This window comes from Rhodococcus sp. DMU2021 (assembly GCF_019641445.1).
In the GTDB taxonomy this organism is placed as follows: domain Bacteria; phylum Actinomycetota; class Actinomycetes; order Mycobacteriales; family Mycobacteriaceae; genus Rhodococcus; species Rhodococcus pyridinivorans.
On sequence record NZ_JAIFKB010000016.1, the window covers coordinates 68095 to 88851 of the forward strand.

Annotated in this window: 25 protein-coding genes; 12 read left to right on the plus strand and 13 right to left on the minus strand. The window is 67.2% G+C overall.

Features of this window, described 5'->3' with window-relative positions; translation table 11 throughout:
* Window positions 1-285 precede the first annotated feature (285 nt).
* From K3M35_RS19840 to K3M35_RS26715, 9 genes are all read right to left on the minus strand, one after another.
* Window positions 286-633: a DUF3703 domain-containing protein gene (locus tag K3M35_RS19840; RefSeq protein ID WP_033098568.1), complete on the minus strand. Its 348-nt coding sequence runs from the start codon at window positions 631-633 to the stop codon at window positions 286-288.
* Window positions 630-1070, minus strand: coding sequence for a signal peptidase II (gene lspA, locus K3M35_RS19845; protein WP_006554190.1), 441 nt, complete (start codon window positions 1068-1070; stop codon window positions 630-632). The genes K3M35_RS19840 and lspA overlap by 4 nt, the downstream gene beginning before the upstream one ends.
* A gap of 71 nt (window positions 1071-1141) precedes the next feature.
* A complete protein-coding gene (locus K3M35_RS19850) occupies window positions 1142-3100 on the minus strand; it encodes a cation-translocating P-type ATPase (protein ID WP_064257679.1) in 1959 nt (652 codons plus the stop codon).
* Entirely contained in the window at window positions 3097-3459 is a 363-nt protein-coding gene (locus K3M35_RS19855) for a helix-turn-helix transcriptional regulator (RefSeq protein ID WP_081263498.1), read from the minus strand. Before K3M35_RS19855 ends, K3M35_RS19850 begins: the two co-directional genes overlap by 4 nt.
* Before the next feature lie 58 nt (window positions 3460-3517).
* Complete coding sequence (locus K3M35_RS19860; protein WP_039586125.1) at window positions 3518-4117, minus strand: cadmium resistance transporter; 600 nt, start codon at window positions 4115-4117, stop codon at window positions 3518-3520.
* 76 nt (window positions 4118-4193) lie between these two features.
* Window positions 4194-5243 carry a M56 family metallopeptidase gene (locus tag K3M35_RS19865; protein WP_138846014.1) on the minus strand — a complete coding sequence of 350 codons (1050 nt, stop codon included), beginning with the start codon at window positions 5241-5243 and terminating at the stop codon, window positions 4194-4196.
* The gene (locus tag K3M35_RS19870) at window positions 5240-5617 is read right to left on the minus strand and encodes a BlaI/MecI/CopY family transcriptional regulator (RefSeq protein ID WP_033098566.1); all 378 of its coding nucleotides are present in this window, start codon (window positions 5615-5617) and stop codon (window positions 5240-5242) included. The genes K3M35_RS19865 and K3M35_RS19870 overlap by 4 nt, the downstream gene beginning before the upstream one ends.
* A gap of 88 nt (window positions 5618-5705) precedes the next feature.
* On the minus strand, window positions 5706-5867 hold the full coding sequence (locus K3M35_RS19875) for a hypothetical protein (protein ID WP_153811628.1): 162 nt from the start codon (window positions 5865-5867) through the stop codon (window positions 5706-5708).
* A gap of 69 nt (window positions 5868-5936) precedes the next feature.
* A complete protein-coding gene (locus K3M35_RS26715; protein WP_225623911.1) occupies window positions 5937-6368 on the minus strand; it encodes a metal-dependent transcriptional regulator in 432 nt (143 codons plus the stop codon).
* A 325-nt stretch (window positions 6369-6693) separates the two neighbouring features.
* Here K3M35_RS26715 and K3M35_RS19885 point away from each other — a divergent pair, with 325 nt between their 5' ends.
* The 10 genes from K3M35_RS19885 to K3M35_RS19930 all read left to right on the plus strand — a co-directional run bounded on the left by K3M35_RS19885 (window position 6694) and on the right by K3M35_RS19930 (window position 15900).
* A complete protein-coding gene (locus K3M35_RS19885; protein WP_006554183.1) occupies window positions 6694-7326 on the plus strand; it encodes a TlpA disulfide reductase family protein in 633 nt (210 codons plus the stop codon).
* Window positions 7323-7946, plus strand: coding sequence for a TlpA disulfide reductase family protein (locus K3M35_RS19890; protein ID WP_051121670.1), 624 nt, complete (start codon window positions 7323-7325; stop codon window positions 7944-7946). The genes K3M35_RS19885 and K3M35_RS19890 overlap by 4 nt, the downstream gene beginning before the upstream one ends.
* Window positions 7947-7948: 2 nt before the next feature.
* Window positions 7949-8764, plus strand: coding sequence for a cytochrome c biogenesis CcdA family protein (locus tag K3M35_RS19895; protein ID WP_033098587.1), 816 nt, complete (start codon window positions 7949-7951; stop codon window positions 8762-8764).
* Window positions 8761-10377 carry a cytochrome c biogenesis protein ResB gene (locus K3M35_RS19900; RefSeq protein ID WP_006554180.1) on the plus strand — a complete coding sequence of 539 codons (1617 nt, stop codon included), beginning with the start codon at window positions 8761-8763 and terminating at the stop codon, window positions 10375-10377. Before K3M35_RS19895 ends, K3M35_RS19900 begins: the two co-directional genes overlap by 4 nt.
* 3 nt (window positions 10378-10380) lie before the next feature.
* Entirely contained in the window at window positions 10381-11358 is a 978-nt protein-coding gene (gene ccsB, locus K3M35_RS19905; protein ID WP_039584325.1) for a c-type cytochrome biogenesis protein CcsB, read from the plus strand.
* A gap of 67 nt (window positions 11359-11425) precedes the next feature.
* Window positions 11426-13003: an apolipoprotein N-acyltransferase gene (lnt, locus tag K3M35_RS19910; protein WP_138846015.1), complete on the plus strand. Its 1578-nt coding sequence runs from the start codon at window positions 11426-11428 to the stop codon at window positions 13001-13003.
* Window positions 13004-13087: 84 nt separating this feature from the next.
* Entirely contained in the window at window positions 13088-13927 is an 840-nt protein-coding gene (locus tag K3M35_RS19915) for a M23 family metallopeptidase (RefSeq protein WP_033098564.1), read from the plus strand.
* Between the two features lie 202 nt (window positions 13928-14129).
* The gene (locus K3M35_RS19920; protein ID WP_033098563.1) at window positions 14130-14837 is read left to right on the plus strand and encodes a DUF3105 domain-containing protein; all 708 of its coding nucleotides are present in this window, start codon (window positions 14130-14132) and stop codon (window positions 14835-14837) included.
* Entirely contained in the window at window positions 14830-15567 is a 738-nt protein-coding gene (locus K3M35_RS19925) for a DUF305 domain-containing protein (protein ID WP_033098562.1), read from the plus strand. Before K3M35_RS19920 ends, K3M35_RS19925 begins: the two co-directional genes overlap by 8 nt.
* A 60-nt stretch (window positions 15568-15627) precedes the next feature.
* On the plus strand, window positions 15628-15900 hold the full coding sequence (locus K3M35_RS19930) for a DUF4229 domain-containing protein (RefSeq protein ID WP_006553277.1): 273 nt from the start codon (window positions 15628-15630) through the stop codon (window positions 15898-15900).
* 34 nt (window positions 15901-15934) lie between these two features.
* Here K3M35_RS19930 and K3M35_RS19935 read toward each other — a convergent pair whose 3' ends face one another.
* Both K3M35_RS19935 and K3M35_RS19940 read right to left on the minus strand, forming a co-directional pair.
* Window positions 15935-17170 (minus strand): Nramp family divalent metal transporter, encoded by a 1236-nt coding sequence (locus K3M35_RS19935; RefSeq protein WP_006553276.1) that lies wholly within the window; start codon window positions 17168-17170, stop codon window positions 15935-15937.
* A 123-nt stretch (window positions 17171-17293) separates the two neighbouring features.
* A complete protein-coding gene (locus K3M35_RS19940) occupies window positions 17294-17863 on the minus strand; it encodes a copper resistance CopC family protein (protein WP_006553275.1) in 570 nt (189 codons plus the stop codon).
* 173 nt (window positions 17864-18036) lie between these two features.
* Here K3M35_RS19940 and K3M35_RS19945 point away from each other — a divergent pair, with 173 nt between their 5' ends.
* Entirely contained in the window at window positions 18037-18708 is a 672-nt protein-coding gene (locus K3M35_RS19945; protein ID WP_006553274.1) for a thioredoxin domain-containing protein, read from the plus strand.
* The gene (locus K3M35_RS19950; RefSeq protein ID WP_039584336.1) at window positions 18705-19334 is read left to right on the plus strand and encodes a vitamin K epoxide reductase family protein; all 630 of its coding nucleotides are present in this window, start codon (window positions 18705-18707) and stop codon (window positions 19332-19334) included. The genes K3M35_RS19945 and K3M35_RS19950 overlap by 4 nt, the downstream gene beginning before the upstream one ends.
* Window positions 19335-19440: 106 nt before the next feature.
* Here K3M35_RS19950 and K3M35_RS19955 read toward each other — a convergent pair whose 3' ends face one another.
* Both K3M35_RS19955 and K3M35_RS19960 read right to left on the minus strand, forming a co-directional pair.
* Window positions 19441-20076, minus strand: coding sequence for a hypothetical protein (locus K3M35_RS19955; RefSeq protein ID WP_006553272.1), 636 nt, complete (start codon window positions 20074-20076; stop codon window positions 19441-19443).
* 148 nt (window positions 20077-20224) lie between these two features.
* On the minus strand, window positions 20225-20755 hold the full coding sequence (locus tag K3M35_RS19960) for a hypothetical protein (protein ID WP_138846016.1): 531 nt from the start codon (window positions 20753-20755) through the stop codon (window positions 20225-20227).
* Window positions 20756-20757: the final 2 nt, after the last annotated feature.

A 20757-nucleotide genomic window follows, 5' to 3' on the forward strand; every position in this document is an offset into this window, starting at 1 on the left:
TGTAGAATGAGACGGAAAGTTTTCTTCCCTTCTGAGCGAAGGGAGAGTCAGGTCGCAGGACTCGTTCACCTCGGTTCGACGGTATGAGGGCAAGTCGAGTCCTGCGATTCTGGCCGCCACATGATTGCCCGGCCCTCAACATAATCCGTGTCCGCGCAGCACAACGTGCGGGTAGTCCCCCTGACTGGCCCCTTTCGAACTCGGACAGCAAGTAGTAGATGAGGAAGACGGTGCACTACCGGACTTGTTGTTCCGTCTGACTCAATCGCAGCGAGAGGCGCGGTGTCAGGTGGGTCGAGTGAGCATCGAAACCAGATCCTCCGGGACCTGCATCGGGGTCATCAGCCCCGCCGAAGTACGCCCGGTGTTGCCTTGAGGGTAGCGGCCCAGCGCCGAGCCGGGAGCGGCGAGCAGAATCCGCACGACCTGGCCCACAGCCTCGCGGCGATCACGCTGGCGCAGCGCCAAGGTGAACATGGCGAGGTGGTTGCGGGTGTGCGGCCACGGGTAGGGCTGGGACAAGATGTGGGCGCGTTCGAGGTGGCGCCAGCGCCTGACATCGTCGCTGCTATGTCGAGCGGCGGTCATCTCCGCGGTGTAGAGGGTGCGCAGCTGTTCGGGCATTCGACTCATGAGATGTGGTCCCTGTTGGAGGTTGCGAGAAGCAGGGCGCCGACGACGAGGACAACACCGCAGGTGATGTAGGTGTCGGCGAGGTTGAAGGTGGGCCACCACCCGGTGTGGAAATAATCGGTGACTTTGCCGTCAAGGAAGCGGTCGACGACGTTGGCGGTGGCGCCGGCGACGATCGCGGCCAGGCCGATGGTCTGGATCAGTGGACTGTCGAGTGCAGTGCGCCAGGCGAACACGCCGATCGTCACGGTGAGGGCAGCGGTGACGGCAAGAACGACGGTAGGGGGGAGCTGGTCACCGAGACTGAACGCGACCCCGGTGTTGTAGGCCAACCGTAGTTGCAACAACCCGAAATCGATTGCCCGCCCACCGGACAGCGCGTCGCGCGCCACCGGATCGAGGGCCAACGCGACCGCAGCCAGGGCACCCACCAGCACGACGAGAATACCTCGGCCACAACGCCGCCTGCCCACGGGCACTACGGACGACACGGAGTTGTCCTTATCTGTCATGACCGAGCTCCGGCGACCGGCACGGATGACTTTGTCGATTCTGTTGTCACGGTCAGGCTCCGGGCGCGTCCGGCGCGCACCCCGTTGGCGATCACAATGATCTCGGCGATCTCGTGGACCAGGACGACGGCGGCCAGCCCGAGTATCCCGAACAGGGCCAGGGGCATCAGGACGGTGATGATCGCGAGCGAGAGGCCGACGTTCTGCAACATGATCGTCCGGGAGCGTCGGGCGTGCTGCAGGGCTTGGGGTAGGTGCCGCAAGTCCTCACCCATCAGGGCGACATCGGCGGTTTCGATGGCGACGTCGGTGCCCATCGCGCCCATCGCGATCCCGAGGTCGGCGGTGGCCAGGGCCGGGGCGTCGTTGACGCCGTCGCCGACCATCGCCGTCGGCCGCGTACCGCGGAGAGTGTCGATGATGCGGGCCTTGTCCTCCGGACGCAGATCGGCGTGGACCTCGTCGATGCCGACGGCGGCGGCCAACGCTCGTGCGGTGCGCTCGTTGTCGCCGGTGAGCATCGCCACGGTGTAGCCGTCGCGGCGCAGCCCAGCGACGACGTCGCGGGCTTCGGGGCGCAGTTCGTCGCGCACCGCGACCGCGCCGATCAGGGCGCCGTCGCGTTCGATGAGCACCGCGGTGGCTCCGGCGTGCTGCATCCACTCGATATTCGCGGCCAGGGGGCCAGGATCGATCCAGCCGGGCCGGCCGAGCCGGGCGGGGATGCCGCCGACGTGTCCGATCAGTCCGGCCCCGGGGACCGCATCGACGTTCTCGGCCGGGGTGTAGTCGTCGACGGCGGCGAGGATCGCTGCGGCGAGGGGGTGTTCGCTGCGGGCCTCGAGGGCGGCGGCGACGTTCAGGACGTCGCCGCGGGTGGCGCCGCCGGTGGTGGCGACGTCGATGACCTCGGGGCGGTTGCGGGTCAGGGTGCCGGTCTTGTCCAGCGCGACGGTGCGGATCCGGCCCAACGCTTCGAGGGCGGCACCGCCCTTGACCAAGACACCGAGCTTGGAAGCGGCGCCGATCGCGGCGACCACCGTGACCGGGATCGCGATGGCCAGCGCGCACGGGGACGCGGCGACCAGCACCACCAGGGCGCGTTCGATCCACACCAGCGGATCGCCGAACACGCTGCCGATCGCGGCGATCAGCGCCGCGGCAACCATCACTCCCGGAACCAGGGGCTTGGCGATCTTGTCGGCCAGACGCTGGGCCTCGCCCTTGCGGGACTGCTCGGCCTCGACGATCCGCACGATCTTGGCCAGCGAGTTGTCTTGCGCACCGGCGGTGACCTCGACCTCGAGAACGCCGGTGCCGTTGATCGAGCCGGCGAACACCTCGGAGCCCGGTGCGGCCTCGACCGGGACGGATTCGCCGGTGATCGCGGAGGTGTCCAGGGCGGTGCGGCCGGTGCGGATGGTGCCGTCGGTGGCGAGCCGCTCCCCGGGTTTGACGATCATGATCTCCCCGAGCACCAACTCTGCGGGGGCGACGGTCTGTTCACGACCGCCACGCAGGACGGTGGCGGTGTCCGGCACCAGATTCAGCAGGGCGCGTAGGCCGCGGCGGGTGCGGGTGACCGCATATTCTTCGAGGCCCTCGCTGATGGCGAACAGAAAGGCGAGCATCGCGGCCTCGCCGACCTCGCCGAGCAGCACGGCGCCGACGGCGGCGATCGTCATCAGAGTGCCGACCCCGATCTTGCCGCGGGCCAGGCGTGTGAGCGTGGAGGGGACGAAGGTGTAGCCGGCGACGATCAGCGCCAGGGCTTCGAGGGTCAGCTTCACCGGGTGGGGGCCGTCGGTCCACCCCACGACCAGGGCGGCAACCAGCAGCAGCCCGGCGACGGCGGCCGCCCGAATCTCGGTGACCTGCCACCACTTGTCGGGCTCGTGCTCTTCCTCACCCTCGACGCGGGGTTCGTCGTGGCCGCAACCGCACGCGTCACTCACGACTTCTCCCCGGTGTCGGTGCTGTAGTTCGGGCACAGCGCGACGGCGTTGCCCGTCGCGGCCAAGAGGGTTTCGGCCGCGGCGAGCAGATCGAGCAGTTCCGGTCGGGTCAGCGAGTAGAACACCTGCCGGCCCTCGGGTCGGCCCTGCACCAGACCGCAGTCCCGCAGGCACGCCACATGCGCGGAAATCGTCGACTGCGCCAAGTCGAGCGCGCCGACCAGATCCGCCACGCGGGCTTCACCGCCGGCGAGCCGGCGCACGATGGCTAGGCGGGTGCCGTCGGAGAGGCTGTGGAACAACGCCACTGCCGAATCCACGGATTCGCGGGCGTGGCAACCCACATCATTGATCGTCATATGACGATAATAACCGGCACTCAACGATATGAATAGGTCGGGTCACCGGCGGGCATCCTCACAGCCCGAATGCATCACCCTCGGCGAGAATGAACACGCCGAGACCGATCAACACGATCGGAAACAGCACGTGTTCCCAGCGCTCGAGAACCTCGGCGATCGGCTTGCGGGTGGCGAGGTAGCGCGCCGCGATGACCAGAACTGCAACCAAGGCCAAAAAGACGATCGAGTAGGCCACCACCGCGGGGGCTCCGACAGTGACGAACACCGGGACGTAGACCCCGATGTTGTCGCCTCCATTGGCGAACGTAACCGCGGCGACCGTCCCTACCGCGACCTTCTTACCGGCGGTTTTCTGTTCGTCGTCCTCCCCTCGCCCCCGCCATGCCCGCCATGCGGCGTACGCACCCAGAAGCAGAGGGATCAGACCGAAGTAGGCGATCGCCTCCTCCGGCAAGAAGGTCGTCGCCCCCACTGCGACCAGAACGGAGGCGGCGAGGATGGCGCCGAATCCCAGATACTGTCCCACCAAAATCGCTGTGGTGGTGCCCCCAACCCCGGCTCCTCGAGCGAAGAACAGCGACAGCACGATGATGTCGTCGATATTGGTCACGAGAAACAGGCCGACCGCCTGCAGGACGGACGCGAGCAGATTCATGAGCACCTTTCGACCCGGCGCCCGAACCCGTCCGCTTACGAGCGATCCGGGAAGGCAGCAATGCTTCGGCGCACACCTATAATCGATTGAAGGGGATTATATCGGGTTTCGACGATGACAGAGTCGCCGCCCTGGTGGGATCGCCCTCGGCCACGCCGGCCCCCGGGACCTCGGGTGCCGCCCAACGCCTCAATCCATCAAGGTGCACATCAACGGCCCCGCAAGGACACATCAACGGCCCCGCAAGGACAGTGACGATGACGGCCCCGAGCAGGACGGTGACGCCGAGACGAACGAGCGGCGGAGGCGGGCTGACCAGCCGCGCGGCGCGGGCGGTGAGCCCACCGCCGCCGAGGATACCTTCCGGGGCCGGATGCCCACCCAAGGCGAGCAAACCGCCGAGGAGGGCCCGCCTTCCCTGTCCGCGGACCGACACGTCGTCGGCGCACATCTCGAACAGACGCCCGATCTCGGTGGCGCCGACCCGGAACAGGGAAACCCCGGGCAGTGCCGCTGCCACACTGTGGACGACATCGAGCACCAGCGAGTGGCGGCCGCCGAGGTGGGCTCGCTCGTGCGCGAGGACGGCGGCGAGCTGCCGGGGATCGAGCACCGCCAACGCGCCACGGGTGATCACCACCGATCTTTCGCGTCCGGCTATGCAGTACGCCACTCGTTCCTCGGAGTCGATCACCACTGCGTCGAGATCGGGGATGCGACGTCCGACCATCCGGGCCAGGTGGGCGTGCTCATGGGTGCGGGCTCGGCGGCGCTGCACACCCCGGCAGATCCGCCACGCCCTGACGACCCCCACGGCCGCTCCCCCGGACAATACGATTCCCGACAGCAGACGCATGTCTGCGCCGGAGTGCTCGCCGACGCTTGTCGAGAGCGCGCCGACACAGTCGACGATCCATCGAGCGGCGTCACCACCTCTGCCGAGCACGTCGACGAGGGCAATCGCCACGGCAGCGGTTGCGGCGACGGACACACCTGTGATTGCGCTCAGCCAGGCGGCCACGCCCAGGCGCGGGGCGATCCCGGCGGCGGTCAGCCGTGCCAGGACCACGGGACCGAACACCGCGACGGCGGCTGCGTAGAGCAGCAGGCAAAGGACGGGGATCACGCGGTGTCCTCGCCGCCGGACAGTCGACGCAGTGCTTGGCGCAGGCTCGCCGATTCCTCCGCGCTCATCTGCTCGACGAAGTGGGTCAAGACCAGATCGGTCTGTCCACCCGCGTCGAACACTTCGCGCATCAGCCGAGCCGTGTGTTGTTCCCGGCTCAGTGTCGGCCAGTAGGTGAATGCCTTGCCGGTGCGGACCCGTGCCAGCCACCCTTTGCGGTACAGGTTGTCCATCGTCGACATCACCGTGGTGTAGGCGATGTCGCGGTGCGCGGCGAGAGCGTCGAAGATCTGCCGGACCGTGGTGGTGCCCTCGCGCTCCCAGATCCGGTCCATCACCACGGCCTCGAGTTCACCGAACCCCTTCACCCGCACCGTTGCCTCCGCTTTCGTGTCTGCCGTTCTCCCAGGGTAAGGCGGGCCGGATGCGTCCGCGGCCGGTCACCGCCGTTGACTCTTCCGATCACCCGGATCGACCGTGCACCTGCTGAGCGCAACCGAGCGGATGGATGTGCCGGTGGCCGGCGGTGTCGAAGTGCACCAGGTCGGTGACCGGATCGAGCACCACGTCGGTCAGGACGGTGTGCAGGCCGATGTGGACTCCGGTCAGCAGTCCGAGCGCCACCGAGTCGTGATCGGCGATGCGCCGAACGGTGAATCGTCGACAGGGCAGGACGGCGGTCAGAAGATCGGGTCACGACTCGGCGCGGTCTTCGGTCGGGAGCGGGATGGGACTGCCGAACGGGTTCGACCGCGGATATCCCAGGACTCGGACGAGTCGGACCTCGAACAGTATGCCGACGACATGCTCGAGCCGGTCGGCCTCTCCCGGGAGTTCGATCCGCGGCAGGGACAACTCCGGTGCCCTGAAGGTCTTCACCAGGCAGTTCCGCCGCACCACGTTTCTCGCGTGTTGTCGGCCGTGGCCGGTCAACTCCGCTCGGTGCGCCGTGGGGCGGAGGATCAGATCGGCGGCCCCTGGCGTCGGTGCATGGTTGACACTGCTGACAGCCTCCAGCCCAGACGGGCTGCCCGCGCCGTGGTCGAGGTTTCTTCGCGGCGACCGCTCCGGCGGTAGAGGCTCGCAAGGTAGTCCTCCACCGCCTCGAGGTGGTGAACCCGCCACGGGCGCCGCAGCGGAGGTGAACCGGTCGTTTTCGGCGTGAACGCTTCCTTGCTGGACGAGTCCAGGACCAGCGTTCCCGTCTACATCTACTATCTACGTACGGAGATAGTAGATGCGTGAAAGTGGCGCATCGCGATCGAGGAGGAGGTGAAACATGCAGGAAATGATTGCGAATTTGCAGGCGCTGTGGGACTGCCACGTGATGATGCTCAGCGGCGCATGCCAGATGTGTGCGTCGATGATGTGCTGCTGATCCCGACCGGTCGTCCGATCGAAATACTATCTCGCGTAGTATTTCGGTCGGACGACAACGGAGAGGGGCCACATGTCTACCAGAGCTGCATGGTCGATCACGTGTCTATTCGTGATCGTCGCGTTCGTGGTGGCGCTGTGGCCCCAACGGGAGGACGACACCGTGACCCCAGCCGATTCCGGGCTACAGCCGACCGCGGTATCCGCCCGCCCCGCCCCGGCACGCAACGCTCTGCCCGACCCGGGCGCGACCCCGCCCTGCCCGACCGGCACGGGCATCGGGGCTGCAGGTCCCCTGGCGGAGGTGACGGTGCGGTGCCTGGGTTCGGACCGCCCCGTCGATCTCGGCGGCGCCCTGGCCGGGGAACCGGCCCTGCTCAACGTGTGGGCCTCGTGGTGCGGACCGTGCCGGGAAGAAATGCCCGTGCTCGATGCCTACGCCCGCGAGCCCGGCGCGGTGCGGGTGATCGGGATCAACGTGCAGGACACCGCGGGCTCCGCCGCGACGCTGATGACCGACCTGCGCATCGGCTACCCCTCGTTCGTCGACACCGACGACCGGGCACAGCAGGCACTGGCCGGCCCACCCGTGTTGCCGCTGACCTTCCTTCTGCAGCGCGACGGTTCGGTGGACCGGATCGCCGAGCCCGCGGTGTTCACAGGCCCGGACCAGGTCCGTGCCGCGGTGAACGGGCTGCTGCGATGACCGGCGTAAAGCCGACAGGCGGCCGGCCGTCTCGACTGCTGGGCCGAGTGGTCCTGGCCGTGGTGGTGCTGGTGGGGGTGAGCGGCTGCGGCACCGGCTCCGACGCCGTCGCCCAGGGTGGCACCTTCGATTTCGTCGCCCCCGGTGGACAGACCGACATTTTCTACGATCCGCCGGCCGACCGCGGCACCCTCGGCGCGCTCTCCGGCCCGGACCTGATGACCGACGGCGTCACCGTCGACCTGGCCGATTACGCCGACCAGGTGGTCGTGCTCAACCTGTGGGGACAGTGGTGCGCCCCGTGCCGCAGCGAAGCCGACGATCTCGAGCGCGCCTACGCAGCCACCCAGGATCTGGGAGTGCAGTTTCTCGGTATCAACGTCCGCGATCCCCAGCGCGACAAGGCCCAGGACTTCGTGATCGACAACAATGTGTCCTACCCATCGATCTACGACCCGCCGATGGCGACCTTGACCGCCCTCGGTGGCGCCTTTCCCACCAGCGTCATCCCGTCCACGCTCGTCCTCGACCGGCAGCATCGCGTCGCGGCGGTGTTCCTGCGGGCCCTGCTGACCGAGGACCTGCAACCGGTCATCGAACGCGTGGCGGCCGAACAGTGACCGTGACTGTGCTCGCGCAGGGAATCGGGGCGAGTTTCCAGACCGCGGCCGCGTCCGGGCCGCTGCTGTTGGCGGTGGGCGCCTGTCTGTTGGCCGGGTTGATCTCGTTCGCCTCTCCGTGCGTGGTGCCCTTGGTGCCCGGCTACCTGTCGTATCTGGCCGGCGTCTCCGGCGCCGAAGCACCGGCCCTGACCCCTGCCGGTGTAGGCACCGCCGGGGTACACACCACGGGCCGGTGGCGGGTCACCGGCGCCGCCGGCCTGTTCGTCGCCGGTTTCACCGTGGTGTTCGTGCTGGCCACCGCCTCGGTATTCGGGGTGATCGGGGCACTGCGGATCAACCAGGAACTGCTCCAACGCCTCGGCGGGGTGATCACCATCGTGATGGGCCTGGCCTTCATCGGCCTGATTCCGGCATTGCAGAAGGACACCCGTTTTGCGCCCCGGCGCATCTCCTCACTCGCCGGCGCCCCGCTGCTCGGTGGGGTCTTCGCGCTGGGGTGGACACCGTGCCTGGGCCCGACGTTGGCCGGGGTGCTGTCTGTGGCGGCCGGCACCGAAGGCACCACCGCCGCCCGCGGAGTGCTGTTGATCGTCGCGTACTGCCTGGGACTGGGACTGCCGTTCATCGCCTTGGCGTTCGGTTCGTCCTCGGCCCTGCGCGGTGTCGGATGGCTGCGCCGCCACTCTCGCACCATTCAAATCGTCGGCGGCGTGATGCTCCTCGCGGTCGGCATCGCTCTGCTGACCGGGGCATGGGAGTTGTTCATCGCGTGGATCCGGGATGAGTTCGTCACCAGCGTGGTGCTACCGATATGACCCTCACCGACCGGAATCCGGCACCACCGCTACCGAGTCCTCCTCCGTGGCGCCGCGCCCTCGCCCAGGCCCGGAACCTGTGGCGTCAGCTCACCTCGATGCGCACCGCCCTGGTGCTGCTGTTCCTGCTCGCGGTCGCCGCGATCCCCGGGGCGCTGCTCCCGCAACGCAACCTCAACGTCGGCAAGGTCGACGAGTACATCGCCGCCCGCCCGGTTCTCGGCCCGCTCCTGGACCGGCTCGAAATGTTCGACGTGTTCGCCAGCTTCTGGTTCACCGCCATCTACGCGCTGCTGATGATCTCGCTCATCGGATGTCTGCTCCCGCGCCTGCGCGAGCATCTGCGGGCGCTGCGCAGTGAGCCGGTCGCGGTACCGCGCAATCTGTCCCGGCTGCCGCACCACCACCAGGGAAAACTCGACACTCCCATCGACGACACTCTCGAGCAGGTACAGACCGTGCTGCGCCGGTGGCGAACGGTCACCCGCACCGGCGACGACGGGCACCGGTCGATCTCCGCCGAAAAGGGCTACCTGCGCGAGGCCGGCAACCTGGTCTTCCACTTCTCCCTGGTGGGGTTGTTGGTGGCGGTGGCCACCGGCCGGTTGTTCGGGTACGAGGGCGCGGTGATCGTCATCGCCGACGGCGGTCCCGGGTTCTGCAACACCTCCCCGGCGGTGTACGACTCGTTCCGAGCCGGCACCGCCACCGACGGCACCGGACTCGAGCCCTTCTGCGTCAGGGTCGAGGACTTTTCCGCCGACTACCTCGACAATGGCCAAGCGAAGATGTTCACCTCGAACATCTCCTACCAAAACGGAGAGGACTTGGGCACCGACCGCTGGCAGCAGCACCGACTGCGGGTCAACGAACCGCTGCGCCTGGGCAACGAACGGGTCTACCTCACCGGCCACGGCTACGCGCCCCGGTTCACCGTGACCTTCCCCGACGGACAATCGCGCACCGAAACATTGCAGTTCGCCCCCGAGGACGCCACCACGTTCCTCAGCAGCGGCGCCCTGCGTTTCGATCCGCCCGGCGGCACCTACCCGGATCCGGACGAGCGCCGCCGCAACCAGATCGCGCTCGAAGGGCTGTTCGCGCCCACCGCAGCGTTCGACGGCACCTTGCTGACCTCGGTGTTCCCCGACATGTTGGATCCGGCCGTGGCCATCGACATCTACAAGGGCGATACCGGCCTGGATACCGGCATTCCGCAGTCGATCTTCAAGCTGAACTCCGAAATGATCAATCAGGGCCGGTTGGTCAAACAGGACCGCGTCAACCTGAAGCCCGGCGAGTCCACGACCCTGGCCGACGGTACCGCGGTACGGTTCGACGGCGCCGAGGAATTCGCCTACCTGCAGGTCTCTCATGATCCCGCGCAGAACTGGGTGCTGGTCTTCGCAATCACCATGATGGGCGGACTTCTGGCCTCGCTGGTGATCAAGCGCCGCCGGATCTGGGTGCGGTTGCGCCCTGACGGCGCCGGCACCGCCCTCGAACTGGGGGGATTGGCCCGTACCGACCAGGCCGGGTGGGGTTCGGAGTTCACCGACATCTGTCAGCGCCTGCTACCCGATGTGCCCTCTGCTCCGAAGGAAGACCGATAGCGTATGCCGATTGACGACACCCTCGCCCGCTACTCCGACCTGAGCTTCGAAACAGCCTTCGCTATCTACTTACTGGCGCTGGTGCTGTTCATCGCCGAATTCGCGGCCGTGCGGGTGCGCCGTACCGCACCCATGCTCGCGGCCGCCACCACCTCTGCCACTTCTACCACCTCTGCGGTCCCCGCCGACAGGCCGGGCCGGGTCGCCGAGCCACCCCGGCGGGACCTTTCGGACCGGCTCGGCCGCATGGGCGTCAGCGTCCTCGTGATCGCCCTGATCTTGCACGTTGGTTCGATGGTGCTGCGCGGGCTGGCCACCGCGCGTTTCCCCTGGGGCAACATGTACGAGTTCGTCACCGTCACCTGCGCGGTGGGCGTACTTGCCGGGCTGATCGTGCTGCGCCGCCCGGCGCTGCGCGTGCTGTGGGCATTCGCGCTGATCCCGGTGCTGATCCTGCTGTTCGTCGCTGGCACCGTGCTCTACGCCGATGCCGCCCCGGTGGTGCCGGCGCTACAGTCTTTCTGGCTGCCGATCCACGTCTCGGTCGTGTCCGTCTCGAGCGGAGTTTTCCTCGTCTCCGGGGTGGCCAGCACGCTGTTTCTGCTGGCGTTGAACGCCGAAAAACGCCCGGATACCCGGCTGGCCCGACTCATGCAACGGCTCCCCGACGCCCGCGCCCTCGACCGTCTCGCCTACCGCACGACGATCTTTGCGTTCCCCTTGTTCGGTGCCGGGGTCGTCCTCGGCGCGATCTGGGCCGAAGCCGCTTGGGGCCGGTTCTGGGGCTGGGACCCGAAAGAAACCGTCTCGTTCATCGCATGGGTGATCTACGCCGCCTACCTGCACGCCCGGGCCACCGCCGGCTGGCGGGAAACCCGCGCGGCCTGGATCAACATTGCCGGGTTCGTATCTATGCTGTTCAACCTGTTCATCATCAACATGGTGGTCTCGGGGCTGCACTCCTATGCCGGACTGAACTGACACACCCTGGGCATGTGTACCTGTGTACAGGGGTCTGCGCGTCCGCCTCATAAGAGGGAACTCGTCGATGAGTGAGGGGGCCACCACCGTGGCGCTCCCTACCTCGGTGCGGCGCCGCGGACCGGAGTTGTCGGTGCCGGTGCGTAGTGCGGCATCGATTCTAGCCGGGCTGATGCTCTATGCCAGTTTCCCACCCCGCACGGGATGGTGGTTGGCCCCGCTCGCCATTGCCGTGCTCACCGCCGTACTGCACGGCCGACGCAGGCGCGCCGGCTTCGGCTACGGCTACCTGGCCGGGTTGGGGTTCTTTCTGCCCTTGCTGCCCTGGGTCGGTGTCTACGTCGGACCGGTGCCCTGGTTGGCGCTTGCAGCGATCGAGGCGCTCGCGGTCGGGATATTCGGCGCCCTGGCCGCGGCGCTCAGCCGCCGCCCGGCGGCCCCGGTATCGATTGCCGCCGCCTGGGTGGTCACCGAAGCAATACGCGCACGGATTCCGTTCGGAGGATTTCCGTGGGGACGGCTGGCCTTCGGGCAAGCCGAGGGGCCACTTCTGCAGCTGGCTTCCCTTGCTGGGCCTGCCGGTGTGGGCTTCGCCGTCGCGGTGATCGGCACCGCGGTGGTCACAACCGTGATCGCTGCGCGCGAGCGGCGGCCTGCGGTCGCGATGGGTTCGATGCTGCTGGCAGCGGTCGCATTTGCGGCGGCACCGCTCGTCGGGATGCGCGACTCCGCCCGCTTCCCGGCATCGACGGTCACGGTCGCGGCCGTGCAAGGCAACGTGCCGCGAATGGGGCTCGATTTCAACGCCCAGCGTCGGGCCGTGCTCGACAATCACGTCGCGGCGACCGAACGACTTGCCGTCGACGTGGCGTCGGGTCGCGCGCCCCGGCCGCAGCTGGTGGTGTGGCCGGAGAACTCCTCGGACATCGATCCGCTGCGTCAGGCCGATGCCCACGCCGAGCTCGATGAGGCCGCTGCCGCCATCGGCGTGCCCATCCTCGTCGGTGCCGTGCTCGACAACGGGGACGGCACCAGCGGTAACAGTGCGCTGGTGTGGGATCCGGTGACAGGTCCCGGGGCCCGGCACCTCAAGCGGCGCCTGGTGCCGTTCGGGGAATATCTGCCGCTGCGCCCGGTGATCGAGCGCCTGTGGCCGGCGGCCGCGCAGGCAGGCCGGTTCGTCCCCGGAGACGGTACCGGCCGGGTCGAGCTCAACGGCGTACCGGTGGGGGTGGCGACCTGTTACGAGGTTGCCTTCGACGATGCGGTTGCCGAGTCGGTGCGGGCAGGTGCCCAGTTGCTGGTGGTGCCCACCAACAACGCGACCTTCGGCCGCACCGAGATGACCTACCAGCAGCTGGCCATGTCTCGGCTACGGGCGGTAGAGCACGGGCGGTCCGTGGTGGTCGCGGCTACCAGCGGCGTCAGCGCTCTGATCACTCCCGACGGCGCGGTCACCGACCGCAGTGCGATGTTCACCGCCGATGTTCTCGTCGGTGAGCTGCCCCTGGGTACCCGACTGACCTGGGCGACCCGGCTCCGTTCGGGCCCTGAGGTGCTCGCCGCCGCGGCCGTGATGTGGATCCTGCTCATCGGTCGCCGGAAGGCCCACCCCCACCCAATTACTAAGACAGGTAGTTTTTAGCGCCTTCTTAGTATATCGTTTCGTTATCTTACCCGTCGCGGCAACGGCGGATCTACATCGAAAGAGCATGTCAGGAGCGTTATTGTGGGACGGCACCATGCATCAACCCGGAACCAAATCCGTTACCTTACCGATATAGAACCGGGTTCCGCGCCAGGATCCGAAGGACGCCGGGGGCGGCACCGGGCGCCGACGAACCGCGCCACGACCGGGGCATGTGCATCGTCGGTCGCGACCGGCGCACTGCTGATCGTGGGATCTCAGATTCTCGCTCCGGGCACCGCGGCTGCCCAGCCGACCTCGGGTGGTGTGCATGCCGCCGCGCCTGCACCGGTCCCGTTGCCAGCCGAACTCGCAGCACTGGCCGCTCTGCCGGAGGTCGAGGCGGCGCTCGACCAACTCGCCGCGGTTCCGGGTTTTCCCGCGGTAGTGTCCCCTGCCGCCACTGTTCCGGCCCTGCCGTCGAGCTCAGCGGTGCCGACAAACGCAGCCTCCTGGGCGACACCGACACTGCAGCCCCTCGCCGTCGCTCCGGTCTCGGGCACCTTGACCTCCGCGTTCGGACCGCGATGGGGTTCGTCCCACGCCGGTCTGGACATCGCCAACAGCATCGGCACCCCGGTCTATGCTGCCGCCTCGGGCACCGTGATCGACTCCGGCCCGGCCTCCGGGTTCGGTCTGTGGGTCCAGGTCCGGCACGATGACGGGTCCACCAGCACCTATGGCCACATCAACGAAACGCTGGTTGAGGTAGATCAGCGTGTGCAAGCCGGTGAGCAGATCGCCACCGTCGGCAATCGTGGTCAGTCCACCGGTCCGCACCTGCACTTCGAAACCACCGATCCGGCCGGTACGAAGGTAGATCCGACCCAGTGGCTGCAGCAACGGGGTGTACCCCCGACAGACCTGTCGCGGATGGCATAGCCGCCGCGTCGGCTCGGCGATGGCAGCCTCCGACGGCCCCCACGTGGAAAACTATGATTTATAGTATTTACGGTAGGGCGACGGCCTATCGGTGCCGAGGAAGGCAAACGCGGTGAACAGCTCAGACAAACCGAAGTCGCAGACGCCCCGAAAGCGACCGGGACCGCTCCTCCTAGCCGACTCGCACCGGGTGCCGTGGCCGATGATCGGCGCTGCCGTGGTGATCATCGCCCTGATCGGGGCCATCGCGTACAACCTCGTCCCGAAGATCTCCGAACGCACCGAGGCCCAGAAGTACGTGCCCAGTGCGGACAACCCCGATCCGTCTGCGGTGATCGACGGGGTGGAGAAGATCGACTACCCGGCCGGAACGCATGTGCAGGCACCGCAACGGGTGGCCTACGACCAGACTCCCCCGATGGGGGGCCCACACGATCAGTACTGGGCCACCTGTACCGGCACGGTTTATTCCGAACCGATCCGCAGCGAGAACGCGGTGCATTCGCTCGAACACGGCGCGGTGTGGATTACGTACGACCCGCAGAAGGTCACCGGGGACGAGGTGTCAACATTGGAGGCGAAGGTCGACGGCCAGCCCTACACCCTGATGTCGCCCTATCCGGGCTTGCCATCCCCGATCTCGGTGCAGTCCTGGGGCCACCGCCTCGCGCTCGATGACTCCGAAGACGATCGACTCGCCCAGTTCATCACTGCCTTGCGCCGAAACCCCAACACCCACCCCGAGGCAGGTGCCACCTGCTCCACCACTCCAGGCAGTTTCGATCCGAGCGCTCCGCCGCCGTTCGATGCGTCCGCGCCGGGGCCGGACGCCGTCCCCATGACCGTGGGCCAGCAGTCTGCCCCCGCCGCCCCGGCGACAGGCTCGAACCTCGGACCCGGCAATGGCTGAGTCCGACGACACTCCCGTCCTCACTGCCCCCGCCGCTCCCGCTGCCGGTGGATGGGCCAGGCTCGGCCGCACGCTCGCCGTGGGTGTGTTCGCGCTCGTCGTCGGTCTCTATCTGGGTATCGGTGCCTCGGGACTGAGAGGCGGTCATCCCGAGCCACCTGCACAGGACTCGGTCGAGGTTGGCTTCGCCCAGGACATGTCGGTGCACCACAGCCAGGCGGTAGAAATGTCGGCCATGGCGCTGACCAACGCGACCGACCCGGCGGTCCGCACCCTCGCCTACGACGTGCTCACCACCCAGCAGGGCCAATGGGGCACGATGCAGGGCTGGTTGGCCGTATGGGACCGACCGCTGCAGGCGGCCGGGGAACCGATGACCTGGATGCGCGCTACCGAGGACAGCGCCGGGACGGCGGCAGGTATGACCGAGCACGCGGCGATGCCGCCCGGATCGGCCATCCAAGGACCACGGATGCCCGGGATGGCCACCACCTCCGAACTCGACACGCTACGACGCACCACCGGCCCCGCATTCGACACCCTGTACCTGCAACTGCTGCTTCGGCACCATCAAGGCGGCCTGCCGATGGCACGCTACGCCGCGGCCAACGCCACCGAACAAGTGGTCACGACGCTGGCCCGACAGATCGCCGACACCCAGCAAGCCGAATCGACGACGATGCAGCAACTACTTACGGCCCACGGCGCCGCACCCTTACCGATGAACTGACCGGCGAAACTGCCAGGACCCGGACCGGCACCGTCCCGGGTCGGGCGCTCAGGAGCGATCATGAAACAGTCGTCGACCATGCGGGTGTCCCGCCTGGTGTTCCTCTACACCGCAGTCCGTCTGGCGGTGGTCGCCGGCTGCGCCGGCGCCGCGGTGGCCGGCGTCCACCTTCTCGGACTCGAGGTGTCGCTGACGTGGACGCTCCTTGTCGGTGTACTCGCCGGGATAGCAGTGTCGCTGGTAGCCCTGCATCGGCTGCGCACCCGGATCAACGACGAGATCCGCATCATCGATAACCAGCGAAAATACCCACCGAAACGGCCCCGGCCCTGATCCTCATCAATCCGATGTTTCGGAACGGACGCAGTCAAGGCCGCGCCGTCAGATAGATCAACACCAAATTGAGCGCCGTGATCGTGGCAGCAATAACCCACGCCACCATGGTGGTGAGCCGATGGTTGACGTCGATGCCCATCAGCGCCCGATCGCTGGTCAGACGCACCAGAGGGATCAACGCAAAAGGAATACCGAACGACAGCACCACCTGCGAGAGCACCAGGGCCCGGGTCGGATCCGTCCCGAGCGCGACCACCACCAACGCCGGCACCAGGGTGATCAAGCGCCGCGCCAGCAGCGGTATCCGTCTGCGCAGCAGCCCGTCCATGATCAAGGACCCAGCGTAGGCACCCACCGAGGTCGACGCGAACCCGGAGGCCAACAGGCCCAGCGCGAACAGCAGCGCTACCGTCGAGCCGAGTTCTAGGCCCAGCGCCGTGTGCGCCTCCTCGATCGAATCGACCCCCTCCCGGCCCTGCAACGTTGTCGCGGCCGTGAGCAACATGGCCAGATTCACCGTGCCCGCCACCACCATGGCCAGTCCGACATCCCAGCGTGTGACCCGCAGCAGCACGGCCCGTCGCGGACCGGGCTCGGGATGACCGTGACGATCCCGGACCAGTCCCGAGTGCAGGTACACCGCATGCGGCATCACGGTCGCACCGAGCATGGCCGCCGCGAGCAGCACCGATTCGGCACCGTCGAAGCGCGGCACGAGTCCTGCGGCCACGGCGTGGGCGGGGGGCGGGGCAACGAAAAGGCTGGTGACGAACCCGATCGCGATGACCAGCAACAGACCGGTGATGACCCGTTCGAAACCGCGCTGACCACGCGTGTCCTGCACCAGCAGCAAGAGCAACGAGACCGCTCCGGTGATCAACGCTCCCGTCAATAGCGGGAGATCGAACAGTAGGTTCAGGGCGATGGCGCCGCCGATGACCTCGGCCAGGTCGGTAGCCATGGCGACCAGTTCCGCCTGTCCCCAGTACGCCAAGCGCGCCGGTAGGGACATGCGCTCGCGGAGCACCTCGGGCAACGACCTGCCGGTGACCAGACCGAGTTTGGCGGACAGGTACTGCACCAGCGCGGCCATGACATTGGCCACCACGATGACCCACACCAGCAGATAACCGAACTGGGCCCCGGCACTGACGTTGGAGGCCACGTTGCCCGGATCGACGTAGGCGATAGAGGCGACGAATGCCGGTCCGAGAAGAGTCCCACGGCGCCACCGTTGCACTGGCCCGACATTGCGCGTCAGCGTCATCCGCCCTCCAAAAGGTTTCCCTGAATTAAAAGTCAGGGGAACCGAAATTTCAAGAAGTCGCGGTGTGCACAGAGTCCCGGCGAGGAGATGACTGCGGGCAGCACCTCCTCGCCGAGTCCGGTGTCAGCTCTTCCGGAAGGCGCGCATTGCCGCCCAGGTGCCCCCGGCGATGACCAGCACCCCCAGTACTGCGAACCCCAGCAGCAACGGAATCGACGAGCCTGAGGACTGTGAGTCCTCAGGGGCAACCTGCGCTTCGGTGGTCTCGGGCTCGGCTGCGCCCGACGAGGGGGACGCCTCCTGAGCCTCGGAGGTCGGTGTCTGCCCGGCCGCCGCGGTGACGGTGAAGGCGTAGGAACCGGTGATGGGATGGCCGTCGGCGGAGACGACCCGGTAGCCGACGGTATACTCCCCTGCGGTCAAGGGCTCCGGGATGGCCAGCCGCACCCGTTCTGCGTCGACAATCGCCTCGGAGCTTCCCCGTTGAGTGCCCGAACTGTCGGTAAGTGTCACGGTGGCGAAAGCGGTGTTGATGGGTTGGTTGAACTCGAGTTCGATTCCGTCCGGGGAACTTGCCACCGTGGCGTCGGCGGCGGGAGTCGAACCGATCAACATGCTGTGAGCTTGCGCGGGCGCGACGCCGAGGAGCAGCACCGCGGCGGCCGCGGCGAAGATCGTGATGAGTCTGGTCATGGGAACATACTTTCTCGGCTCCCTACCCCGGCGCAGCGTCCGGCGCGGTGGCCTGTCGAGAGAACGCAAAGGGTGCTGATCGGGGTCTACCCTAGCCCATCTACTATGTACCGTAGTTTTACGGTTGGTCGGTGACGCTACCGGCTCGCTCAGACACCGAGACGGACGAGAATATGAAACTGACGACCAATGTGAAAGTGTCCGCGGCTCTGGTCGCCCTGTTCGTGGTGTTGTTGTCGGTGTTGCTCTACACCAATAGGGCCGGGACGAACGCCGGGACGACTGGCCAAGAGGCGCCCGGCGCTGCCACGGCACCGGTGTGGACCCCAGATATCCGTACCTTGTCCACGGCCCCCGACGACAAGGTCCAACTCGTCGAATTCCTTGATTTCGAATGCGAGTCCTGCCGGGCCTTGTACCCGGTGATGGAACAAATCCGCAACGAGTACGTCGGGCGGATCGACTTTGGGATCCGCTACTTCCCCATTCCCAGCCACACCAACAGCCATCTGGCCGCACGGGTCGTCGAAGCCGCGGCCCGGCAAGGGCGTCTCGAGCCGATGTATCAGCTCATGTACGACACCCAGGCACAGTGGGGCGAGTCGAGCCAGTCCCAGGAAAAAGTATTCTGGGGTTTTGCCGAACAACTGGGCCTGGATATGGCCGCATTCGAGCGGGACGTCAACGATCCCACCGTCAGCGCGCGCGTGGACCGGGACTTCGACGACGGTCTTACCCTCGGTGTACAAGGCACACCCACCCTGTTCCTCAACGGCGTCGAGCTGCCCCCCATGCCCACCTACGAACAGCTACGGGCCCGGATCGACGCGGCGCTGGCCGAGTGAGCGCCCCGACGCGTCCGGCGGCGCCTGCCACCGACGAGGCGTCGGGTCGGGCGCTCGGCAGCACGGGGGTGGGCTGGATCCTCGTTGTCTGCGGCGCAGCGGGGCTACTAGCCTCGCTGGTACTCACCGTCGAAAAGTTCGCCGTGCTGGCCGATCCGGCCTATCGGCCCTCGTGCAGCATCAACCCGGTCATCAGCTGCGGGTCGATCATGACCTCGTGGCAAGCGGAACTGTTCGGCTTTCCTAATCCGTTGCTGGGCGTCATCGGTTTCACGGTCGTACTGACCACCGCCGTAGCGGTCCTGGCCGGGGCCGGCGTGCCCCGCTGGTATTGGAACGGCCTGTTCGCCGGCCTGACCGCGGCGGTCGCCTTCGTGCACTGGCTGATTTTCCAGAGCCTCTACCGGATCGAAGCGCTGTGCCCGTACTGCATGGTGGTGTGGCTGGTCAGCGTGCTCGGCTGGTGGTATTGCCTGCTGCACCTCGAGGCGGTGCAAAAGCATCGACCGTTGCGGTCATGGCAGCGGCTGCACCGGCTGCATGCAGTGGTCCCCACCGTCTGGACGCTGACTGTATCCGCCCTGGTAGCGCACGCCTTCTGGCCGTACTGGCAGACCCTGATCTGACAAAAGTTTCCGGGTAGCGGCAGCCTCCGCTCGCTCACGGCGCATCGAGCGATATTCTCCCCATCGCGAGGTACCTTTTGCGAGGCGCGCGGGAATGCTCGGACGACTACGTGCCGTCCTCGCGTGGTGGAGGAAGCCGGTGCAGGTACTGCTCGGGCAGCTCGGATTCGGCAGCCCGACGGGCAGCCTCGGCCTCGACCATCTGCGACGACCGCGCCCAAACCACCTTGATCCAGTGGTACGCCAGGACGGTCATCGCTCCCCACCCCAAAAACAAGCCGATGCCCGGGCCGGCCCCACCGGCGACGGGATCGAGGGTCTGCCGCGACCACACGGCAAGCACACCGAACACGATCGCCAGCGTGCACCCGGCGCTGGCAAACCAGGCCAGCACCCATCGTCGGGTCACCAGCGCCAGCATCGAGAGCACGATCCCGAACACCGCTGCCAGCACCAAAAAGATCCGCGAAGGAAGGGTGATGGTTTCGGCCTGTGCCACCGTAGAGCCGGCCAGCACCTGCCAGCCGTTGGCGCCACCGTTGTGCGGAAGTGAGAACGAGACCGCCACCACCACCACCACTGCAGCGACCACCACCGCACGCATCCCGGGATCGATCTGTCCGGCGACCCTCTTTTCGGCGGCCGCCAGCTCCTGTCGACGGTGGACCGGATCGGGGTAGACAGTCGACTCGTCGCCGGGCTGTACCTCGTCCGGATCACTACGGTCACCCGACTCGCTCATAACTCGACCTCCGCCCTGGGAAAATGTTCCGGTGACTGCGACCGTCCAAAGCGGAGCAGACCGGCCGGCCCTCGGATGGATCCAGCCCGATCCGTCCGAGGACCGACCGGCGCAGGTACCCGCACCCCTCGGACCAGGCACCAGCCCTCTACCCGGGATCGACCAGCACCTGTGCCTGGGGCTCGTCCCGCCACAACTGCGCAATGATCGCGCAATACGACCCCGCGGTAGCGGACCAGGTCGCGGAGGCATCGACTACCCCCAGCCCCCGGCCGATAACTCCGGCCGCGAGCAGCACCGCCCGATTGGCCAGTGCCGCGGCCGGACTGCCACGCTCGACGACGGTGCCGGCCAGGTCCGCCGCCACGTCGAAGAGCTCTGGCGGCGCGGCCGGTACCGACTCGGTTCCTAGGCCATGCTCGCGCAGGTGCGCACCGGCACGAAGATGCCGATCCACCTGCCCGAGAACATGTTCCAACGCACGCACATGTCGGCGCAACTTACCCGGCTTGCCGATGTGCGCGGCGGTGATCGGCGGCAGGCGACGTAACCGTTGAGGATCCGGAAGCCCTGCATGCTCGAGCGTCACGGCGGTCAGGTCTCGGATGAGCCAGTCGGCCAATGCCGCGGTGGCTCGGTCTGTTGCCGGCACGGTCACCACCGGCATGTTGGTCTTCAACG

Excerpts from the sequence above, each read along its gene's own strand:
- K3M35_RS19840 (WP_033098568.1), bottom strand. The coding sequence starts at position 633 with ATGAGTCGAATGCCCGAACAGCTGCGCACCCTCTACACCGCGGAGATG.
- K3M35_RS19855 (WP_081263498.1), bottom strand. The coding sequence starts at position 3,459 with ATGACGATCAATGATGTGGGTTGCCACGCCCGCGAATCCGTGGATTCG.
- K3M35_RS19860 (WP_039586125.1), bottom strand. The coding sequence starts at position 4,117 with ATGAATCTGCTCGCGTCCGTCCTGCAGGCGGTCGGCCTGTTTCTCGTG.
- K3M35_RS19885 (WP_006554183.1), top strand. The coding sequence starts at position 6,694 with ATGTCTACCAGAGCTGCATGGTCGATCACGTGTCTATTCGTGATCGTC.
- K3M35_RS19890 (WP_051121670.1), top strand. The coding sequence starts at position 7,323 with ATGACCGGCGTAAAGCCGACAGGCGGCCGGCCGTCTCGACTGCTGGGC.
- K3M35_RS19900 (WP_006554180.1), top strand. The coding sequence starts at position 8,761 with ATGACCCTCACCGACCGGAATCCGGCACCACCGCTACCGAGTCCTCCT.
- ccsB (WP_039584325.1), top strand. The coding sequence starts at position 10,381 with ATGCCGATTGACGACACCCTCGCCCGCTACTCCGACCTGAGCTTCGAA.
- lnt (WP_138846015.1), top strand. The coding sequence starts at position 11,426 with ATGAGTGAGGGGGCCACCACCGTGGCGCTCCCTACCTCGGTGCGGCGC.
- K3M35_RS19920 (WP_033098563.1), top strand. The coding sequence starts at position 14,130 with ATGATCGGCGCTGCCGTGGTGATCATCGCCCTGATCGGGGCCATCGCG.
- K3M35_RS19925 (WP_033098562.1), top strand. The coding sequence starts at position 14,830 with ATGGCTGAGTCCGACGACACTCCCGTCCTCACTGCCCCCGCCGCTCCC.
- K3M35_RS19930 (WP_006553277.1), top strand. The coding sequence starts at position 15,628 with ATGAAACAGTCGTCGACCATGCGGGTGTCCCGCCTGGTGTTCCTCTAC.
- K3M35_RS19935 (WP_006553276.1), bottom strand. The coding sequence starts at position 17,170 with ATGACGCTGACGCGCAATGTCGGGCCAGTGCAACGGTGGCGCCGTGGG.
- K3M35_RS19940 (WP_006553275.1), bottom strand. The coding sequence starts at position 17,863 with ATGACCAGACTCATCACGATCTTCGCCGCGGCCGCCGCGGTGCTGCTC.
- K3M35_RS19945 (WP_006553274.1), top strand. The coding sequence starts at position 18,037 with ATGAAACTGACGACCAATGTGAAAGTGTCCGCGGCTCTGGTCGCCCTG.
- K3M35_RS19955 (WP_006553272.1), bottom strand. The coding sequence starts at position 20,076 with ATGAGCGAGTCGGGTGACCGTAGTGATCCGGACGAGGTACAGCCCGGC.